The organism is Micromonospora sp. DT31, assembly GCF_049841795.1.
Classification (GTDB): Bacteria; Actinomycetota; Actinomycetes; order Mycobacteriales; family Micromonosporaceae; genus Micromonospora.
This window is the reverse complement of sequence record NZ_JBNCKZ010000028.1, coordinates 33,247-41,238: the sequence shown is the minus strand read 5'-3', so window position 1 is coordinate 41,238 and position 7,992 is coordinate 33,247. Positions and strand designations below refer to the sequence as shown.

Genomic DNA, 7,992 nt, shown 5'->3' with positions numbered 1-7,992 from the left:
GCCAACGACGCTGGGGCCAACCCGCCGCCCTCGCAGCCTGACCCCAACACCGCGAACCTTCGTGGTCAAGGCACTAGTCACTCCCAAACTGTTAGTTGCGCCAACCGGGGTCGCTCTGCCCACGGGCGACGGCTGGTGAAGGCGTCCCACGTCCACCGCCGGTGGAGGAAGCCGAGGTCGTCGAAGGGCGGATGGTGATCGGCGAATGCGTCGACGGCACGGTGGGCGGACGCTGCGGTGTCATCCACCGTGGCGAGTTCTTCGGTGATCGCACGCGGCGTGCCCGCCGGCTGGATATTGAACACCTGGCGGAGGAGGTCGACGTCTATTTCGGCGGTAAGCGTGAGCCGTCCTCGCGTAACGTCGGTCGCAGGTAGAGGCGAATTCCCGACGCGTGTTCGGTGACCTCCGCCGGGAGGTGCGGGTCGTAGTTCAGGCGGAGCTCGGTGAAATTTCCGCTCGATGGCTCATGGCGGTCGTGCCCCGCGGCTGACGTCGTCGGCCACCACCGGCCTGCCGCATCCGTTCAGCTCAATAGGTGTAACGCTTTTCCGATCGTGGTCCCAGGTCCCGTCGGGGACCGTCAGACGGTAGCCTGTGTCGACCGGGACCTGTCCGGGCCCGAAACGCCATGCCTTGAACCTGTGAGTATATGAAGACTGCGCAGACCAGCGGTAATCAGGTGCGGCACCGGATTCAGACGGTGCTCGTCGGCGTGCTCGAACACACCCGGCTGATGCGGGGTCAAACCAGCCGTCAGCTCCTCGTCGAACAGCTCCAGGATCGCCTCGGTTCCTTCTCACTGCGTGAGCACCCCGAGTTGCGGCTTCAGATGGTCGAACTGGTGCATGCCTGCAGCAGGCGCGCCGACGGACTTCAGATCCTGGTGGAGACGGTCGAGCACCTGGAGCCGGGCACGGAGGACGTGATCCGGTTGCAGCGCCTGCGGGACGAGTGGGAGGCGGTCGAGGTCCTGACCGAAGAGGACTGGGACCGACTTTCTCCGCTGTTGCGCAATCTCGTGCCGACCAACCTGACCGTTCTCTACCAACGCGCGACCGAGCACCGTTCGCCCGGGCCGCCCCCGTGGTGTGCCGACGCCTGGCAGGCGTTCGTCCACCTGGCCGGGCAGAACGCCGGCCCGGACGGCCTGCCGCCCAGCATGGCCTTCCTGGCGTTGCTCGAGGACCAGGTCGACCCGCAGGACGCCCGGTGGATCCGGCTGCGCAACAGTCGGCTGGCCACCGGCCAAGGGCTCACCTCGCAACTGGAGGATCGACGGGCACACCTGCACCGCGGTGGCGAACAGCCGATGGGCACCACGGCCTATCTGGTTGTTCAGGTCGAGCCGCACCTGGATCCGGCCGGTGGCGACGACACGTACGCGCTGTCGCATTTCCGTCAGTGGTACGGCGCGGACTCCTGGCACTCCCGGCAGGGCGAGCCCCGCCTGGTCCACCTCGACGACCTGGAACGTGAGGTGGAGCGGGTGATCGAGCAGATGGAGATCGAATGGTCGGACCGGACAGGCACCGTCGTGGTCGAATTCGTCCTGCCATGGGAACTGCTCAATCTCGGGGTGGACCGCTGGCGTAAGGAATCCGGCAGTTCGCGGCCGATCGCGTTGGCCATGGACTATCCCGTGGTGGTTCGTAGCCTGGAACGGCTGCGCACCCGGCGTTGGCACCGTGCCTGGCATCAGCGCTGGCGGCAACTGCTCGCGGCTCCCGCCCACAGTGTCGTCTTCTGGAGCCATCCCGGCGGCAAGGACTACTTCACCCGGCTCGAGTCGGAGCTCAAAGCGGACGACCGGGTGGTGTCACTCGTGCTCAGTGAGCCACCGACGCGGCACGGTGAAACCGGCCAGCAGGAGATCGAAGCGGCCCTGCGGGCCGGGTTACCGGTGATCATCTGGCACCGGGGTGACTGCACAAGCGCCGAGTTCCGGGAAGCGGTCAGCGGGCTGGTGGGCGACGGAGGGCTGGGGCAGTTGCCGATGCGTGCCCAGGAGTTGCGGCACCAGGCGCTCCAGCTCGACCCGTCGTCGCGCGACGGCCACATCGGCCACCATCTGACGATCCTCTGGGACGACCCGGAACGCCGGCCCGACGCGCTGGGCGCTCCCGCTGGTCCAGGGACCGGGGAGGGTTGGTGAGCCGGGGTGAGGCCGAGGGCGCCCGGGACGCGGTCTCCCAGGCGCTGCGGCGGCTGCCCGGTGCCCTACCCGGGTCGGCGGCCAGGTGGGGCGTGACGGTGCTTGTCGATGCCGGCCGGTCGATGGCGGTATGGCATGACACCGTCGACGGCGTGGTGACCGCGTTGCGCGACCACCAGGGTTTCAGTGGCGTCGAGGTGGTCCCGTTCGACTCCGCCGAGACGGGTCCGGCCGACCTGGCCGGGCAGGTGGCCACCGACGGGCGAATCGTGCTGGTCCTGTCCGACGGCGCCGGCGCGGCCTGGCATGCCGGGACGATGCCGGCGCTGCTCGGAGCCTGGGGGCGCCGAGCGCCGGTCGCCATAGTGCACCTCCTGCCCCAACTGCAGTGGTACCGGACCGGCATCCGACCCCGGCGGTTGCGGATGTCGCAGACCTCGTCCGGCGGTGTGGCGAACGCCGATCTCGCGTGGGAGGCGCACCACCCGGTGCCGGATGTCCTCGACGAGCCCTGCCCCGAGGGCGGCGACCCCGTACCGGTGCCCGTGCTCGAACTCGACCCCCGCTGGCTCTCCGCCTGGGCCGGGCTGCTCACCGGCGGCGAGGCGCACCTGCCCGCGGTGCTGGCGGACACCCGGCTCCCGGCCACCGTCGTGCCGCCCCCGTCGCAGGTGGCGCCGTCCGCGCAGACGCGGGTGCGGCAGTTCACCGCATGGGCCACGCCGACCGCTGTCACGCTCGCCACGCAGCTCGCCGCCGCTCCGCTCAACCTGGCCGTGATGAGGTGGGTACAGCGGGCCCTGATCCCGGATGCGCAGACGTCGCACCTGTCCGAGATCCTCAACGGTGAACTGCTGCACCCGGTGGCCGCCGCGGTGTCGACGGCCGAGAGCGCCGAGGTCACCTACGAGTTCCACCGGGGAGTTCGCGAGGAGTTGCTCGCGGCCGGGCGCCGCGCGGACACGGTACGGGTGCTGCGGGTGGTCGACGAGCAACTGGGGCCGATGGTCCCGGCGGTCCGCGGGCTCAGCCGGATGCTCGACGACCCGGACGACACACCGGTGCCCCCGGTGACCCCGGAGACCGCCCCCTTCATACGTGTCGAACAGGCCGTGCTCCACGCCCTGTCCGGCCGTTACCTCACCCGCGCCCGCCATCTGCACGAGGCGCTCGGTATCGACGCGGAAACGCCGTCGAGCCCTACGGCCGACCCGCCTGGTGAGGCGATGGCGGCGGCCAACCTTGACCGGACGTCAGAAGGAGCGCCAGTCGTGTCGAGCAGCGTGGTGGATGTGGTCTCGCAGAGGACGCCGGCCGGCGCGCCCGCCATCTGGGGCAGCGTCCCACCTCGCAATCCCAACTTCACCGGTCGCGAGTCGCTACTGGTGCACCTGCACGAGCAGATGCGTGGAGGCGTGACGGCGGTGCTACCGCACGCGCTGCACGGCATGGGCGGGGTCGGCAAGTCGCAGTTGGCGATCGAGTACGTCTACCGGCACCAGGACGAGTACGACGTGGTCTGGTGGATCCCGTCGGAACGCGCGGCCCAGATCGGCAACGCGCTTGTCGAACTCGCTCAGCGCCTGCATCTGCCCGTGGGACTGGAGGCCAACGCCGCCGTGCCGGCCGTGCGGGAGGCGCTGCGGCTGGGGCAGCCGTACGCGAACTGGCTTTTGATCTTCGATAACGCGGAGAGCCCGGAGGCGGTGCGGCGGTACTTCCCCAACGGGGGGCCCGGTCGCATCATGGTCACCTCCCGCAACCCGCAGTGGTCGACCCTGGCCCGCCAGCTGGAGGTGGACGTGTTCGCCCGGCAGGAGAGCGTCGCTCTGCTCCGTCGCCGTGGCCCGGAACTCAGCGAGGAGGACGCCGATCGACTGGCCGATGCTCTCGGTGACCTTCCGCTGGCACTGGACCAGGCGGCGGCATGGCTCGCCGAGACCGGCATGCCCACCGACGAATACCTGCGGCTGTTCGAGGAGAAGCGGATCGAACTGCTCAGGGCGTCGGTGTCGCTTGACTACCAGTTGCCGGTCGCCGCCGCCTGGAACGTGTCCCTCGACCGCCTGGCCGACTCCAGCCCTGGCGCGCTGCTACTCCTGCAGGTGTGTTCGTTCCTCGCCCCGGAGCCCATCCCCCGTACCTTGTTCAACCGTGGGCGATCCGGCAACGTCCACCCGGAACTCGACCGGGTGCGGCGCGATCCGATGCGGCTCAACCGGGCCATCCGTGAGATCAACAGGTTTGCCCTGGCCAAGATCGACCACCGGACCAACTCGATTCAGATGCACCGGCTGGTCCAGGCGGTGCTCGTCGACCGGCTCGACGACGCCGAGCAGGAAGCGTTGCGGCACAGCGCGCACCTGATGCTCGCCGACGGCGACCCGAACGATCCGAATTCGCCGGACGGCTGGCGCGTCTACGCCGATCTGTACCCGCACGCCATGGCGGCCCAGGCGTTCCGGTCCACCGACCCGTGGGTGCAGCAACTCGTCGATAACATCTCCCGCTATCTCTACTGGTGGGGCGACCACCAGGCCGCGTTCGACCTGGCCGAGCGAGCCTACGACGCCCGGCGTGACCAGTTGGGCGCTGCGGACCCGTCCACGCTGCGGATGGGCCACTGGATGGGGTGGCTGCTGTTCGTCCTCGGTCGGTTCGAGGAGGCTGCCCGCCTCAACCAGGAGGTGCTCGCCACCTACCAGGAGACCGTGGAGGAGGACAACGAGGACATCCTGCGCGCCCTCGGCGCGGTTGCCGCCGACCGCCGGGTGGCCGGGGACTTCCAGGGCGCCCTGGACCTCGCCGAGGAGATCTATCAGCGGCACGTGCGCGCCCTGGGACCCGACGACGTGGAGACCATCACGGCGGCCCACAACCTGGCGGTGAGCCTGCGGCTGTGCGGTGACCTGAAGCGGGCCTACCAGATCGACGAGCAGAACCGGCGGCTGCGAATCGATCTCTACGGCGAGGACCATCCGATCACCCTGGAGAGCACCCGTAGCCTGATCACCAACCGGCGTGAACTCGGCGACTACGTGGGGGCGCGCGCCGAGGCGCAGGCGGTGGCCGACCAACTGCGACACCGGCTCAGCCCGGGCCACCCGCAGACCCTGCGGGCGTTGCGGTCACTGGCGGTGGCACTGCGCACGGCCGGCGACCACCAGGGGGCCCGCCGCATCGCCGGTGAGGTCCGCGACGGCTTCCTGCGCCGCTACGGCGAGGACCACCCGGACACGATCGCCGCCTCCCTGACCCTTTCCACCGACCTGCGGGAGACCGGCGACCTCGACGGCGCCGCCGAACTGGGCGAGCACGTGTACGCCAGCTACCGGCGGCTGCTGCGCGACAACGACAGGCACCCGCACACCATCGCCGCCCGGCTCAACTGGGCGGTCACCGAGCGGCTGCGTGGCCGGGTGGCGCAGGCCCGGCAGATGGACGAGGAGGGCTTCGCCCAGCTACGGGAGCAACTCGGCGACGACCATCCGCTCGCCCTCGCCGTGGCGCTCAACCTTGCGAGCGACCTCTATGCCGAGGGGCAGTACGCGCAGGCGTACGAGCGGGACGTCGACGCGACCGAGCGGCTGCGGCGGGTCCTGGGCCCAGAGCATCCGACCACTCTGGCCGGCTACGGCAACCTGGCCATGGACCTGCTCAAACTGGGCCGCGAGCAGGAGTCCGCGGAGCTGCACACGACGACGGTGGCCCAGTTCCGGCGAGTTCTCGGCGACGACCACCCGGCGACGGCGGCCGCGGTGGACCTGGACCGGCGGGCCAACTGCGACATGGAACCGCTGCCGCTGTAGGCAGTCATCGCGGTCCGATCCAGCCGGCGAGTTCCACCGGATCGGCTTCACCGCCGCGGTCACGTACCGCGCGGTGCAGGGCCCGCACCAGCTCAGGCCGGTCTCGCAGCGCATCCGCTGCCGGGCCAGGCCGGGTGCGGGTCAGGAGCAGCCCGAGCCCGGCCCAGGCGCCGGGGCGGTCGGAATCCGCCGACAACTCGTGCAGATATCCGCGCCACGCGGTGTCCCGATCACCAGCCACGAGGGCCAGGTCGGCGGGGCGGGCACCCGTCACCCGCGTGCCGATCTCGGCCGGCTCCGCCTGAAGGCGTGCGAATCCGGCGGCGTCGGTCAGGCGCCAGAGTTCCAGGACCGCTCGCGCGTCGAGCCCTCGGGCGTTCGGTTCGGCTTCCACCGTTGGCGCGCCGGCGGGCAGGTCCGGCCGTTCGGCACCGGCCATCCAGGAATCCGCGCAGGCGGCGACCACCTCGGCCGCGGGTCGGAGGTGATGAAGCCGCCACCGGGCCCGATGGTCGGCCACGGTGTCGTGGGCGGCGGCGAGCGGCTGATCGGGGACGTGGTCGGCCTGCCATCGGTTCGCGGTCGCGGTGAGACCGGCGACAAGCCGGCGACCGACCTCGGTGAGCTGCGGCAACCGCCCCATCAGATCGAGTACGGTGCACACCTGCTGGCGCCACCGGGCGAACTCGAAGTGCGCCAGCGCGGCGGCGTCGTCCAGGGCGCGGTGGCGTGCCGTTCGCCAGAACTCGGTGATGCCCGCGAAGGCGTACACCCCCTGCAACAGGCCACCGAGCGGCCGGGGGTCGTCGCGCCACGGCGCGTACAGCCGCCGGGCGGGTTCGCCGGTGTGCAACGGAGCCAGGTGCAGGAGAGCGCCGAGCTTGATGTGTTGGAACTCGTGCACCAGCGTCACCGCGAGTTCGGTGGCGTCGCGCGGCTCCGACATGATCATGCTGCCGAAGGCGTCACCGGCGGAGGCGCTCATCGTGCGGAACCGCTCCGCCGGCGGTTGCGGCACCACCGAGAAGAGCCCACGGGTCATGGGTGACGCCAGCGCCGGGTTGGTCTCGACGAGCAACCGCCACGCCTGGGCGAGCAGGCTGCGCCAGAGACCGAGCTTCGCTTCGTCCAGCGCCCGGGGCGGCGTCGGGGCTCGCAGGTTGCGGTACGGGTCGAGGCAGTCCAGCCGTACCGCGAGGGTGTGCCCGCCGGCCTCGACCCGCACGGTGGGCATGGCCTCCCAGCCGTCGCCGCCGACCGGCACCGCGCCCGCAGGCGTGCTGACGACGCCGCGGCCGGCGGACCCGCGTACCTCCGTGCTGTCCCACCGGGACGCCCCCGGCACGGGCACGGCACCGAGGGTCGGCAGCACGGCATGGCCGTCGCGGACCGGCACGGTCATGCGGAAGTCGATGCCGGCACGCAGGGCCGCCGCGGCGGCGAGGGAGTGCAGGTAGCCGAGGTCGACCCAGAGCGGCGCCGCGGAGTGGGCGGCACCACGCAGCCGCCGCAACGTGTAACCCGCCCAGACGCCCGCCTGGGGATGCAGCAGTAGGTCGTCGATGGTGGCCGGGTCGTGCCGTTCCGCCTCGGTGAGCAGGTCCCAGGCTGCTTGGACGGACGGGAGCGGACCGGTGTCGTGGTCGGGGCCGGCGAGGTCCAGCAGGGCGCGCAGTTGCAGGAGACGCCAGCTCCGCTCGACGGCGAGGAGCTGAGCGATCGTGTTCGTGTCACCGCCACCGGAGCAGAGCGCGTTGACGTCCCGCTCGTCGAGCCGGTGTTGGCGGGGCGGTCTGTTCACGGGCCCGTCACTGCCCATCCCAGGCCGAGCATCTCAGTCGACGCGCTGCGGATTGTAGCCGCTGGTGATGCTTTCGGGATCGTCAATGCGACGCAGTAGTCGACGCATGGTGGGAGCGAGGATTCGTCCGTCGTATGTCGGCAGATCGGCAAGGGTCACCTCCGTGAGGTCTACCAGGTCCGACCCGATGTCGTCGATCGATCGGCTCACTAGCGGCGTCTCCTCAC

At 70.7% G+C, this 7,992-nt stretch carries 5 protein-coding genes; 3 read left to right on the top strand and 2 right to left on the bottom strand.

Translation table 11 applies throughout. The features are described 5' to 3' along the window. The first annotated feature begins 161 nt into the window (after window positions 1–161). The 3 genes from ACLQ2X_RS27195 (at window position 162) to fxsT (ending at window position 5,964) form a co-directional block, all read left to right on the top strand. Complete coding sequence (locus ACLQ2X_RS27195) at window positions 162–377, top strand: hypothetical protein (protein ID WP_425683930.1); 216 nt, start codon at window positions 162–164, stop codon at window positions 375–377. A gap of 275 nt (window positions 378–652) precedes the next feature. After that, window positions 653–2,155 (top strand): effector-associated domain 2-containing protein, encoded by a 1,503-nt coding sequence (locus ACLQ2X_RS27190; protein WP_425683929.1) that lies wholly within the window; start codon window positions 653–655, stop codon window positions 2,153–2,155. Next, window positions 2,152–5,964 carry an FxSxx-COOH system tetratricopeptide repeat protein gene (gene fxsT, locus ACLQ2X_RS27185; RefSeq protein ID WP_425683928.1) on the top strand — a complete coding sequence of 1,271 codons (3,813 nt, stop codon included), beginning with the start codon at window positions 2,152–2,154 and terminating at the stop codon, window positions 5,962–5,964. The genes ACLQ2X_RS27190 and fxsT overlap by 4 nt, the downstream gene beginning before the upstream one ends. A gap of 4 nt (window positions 5,965–5,968) precedes the next feature. Here the strand turns inward: fxsT and ACLQ2X_RS27180 are convergent, their stop codons facing one another. Both ACLQ2X_RS27180 and ACLQ2X_RS27175 read right to left on the bottom strand, forming a co-directional pair. After that, window positions 5,969–7,765: an HEXXH motif domain-containing protein gene (locus tag ACLQ2X_RS27180; RefSeq protein ID WP_425683927.1), complete on the bottom strand. Its 1,797-nt coding sequence runs from the start codon at window positions 7,763–7,765 to the stop codon at window positions 5,969–5,971. 33 nt (window positions 7,766–7,798) lie between these two features. Then, entirely contained in the window at window positions 7,799–7,975 is a 177-nt protein-coding gene (locus tag ACLQ2X_RS27175) for a hypothetical protein (protein WP_425683926.1), read from the bottom strand. Between the last annotated feature and the right edge of the window lie 17 nt (window positions 7,976–7,992).

Coding starts and splice junctions, on each gene's coding strand:
- ACLQ2X_RS27190 (WP_425683929.1), top strand. CDS start 653: ATGAAGACTGCGCAGACCAGCGGTAATCAGGTGCGGCACCGGATTCAG.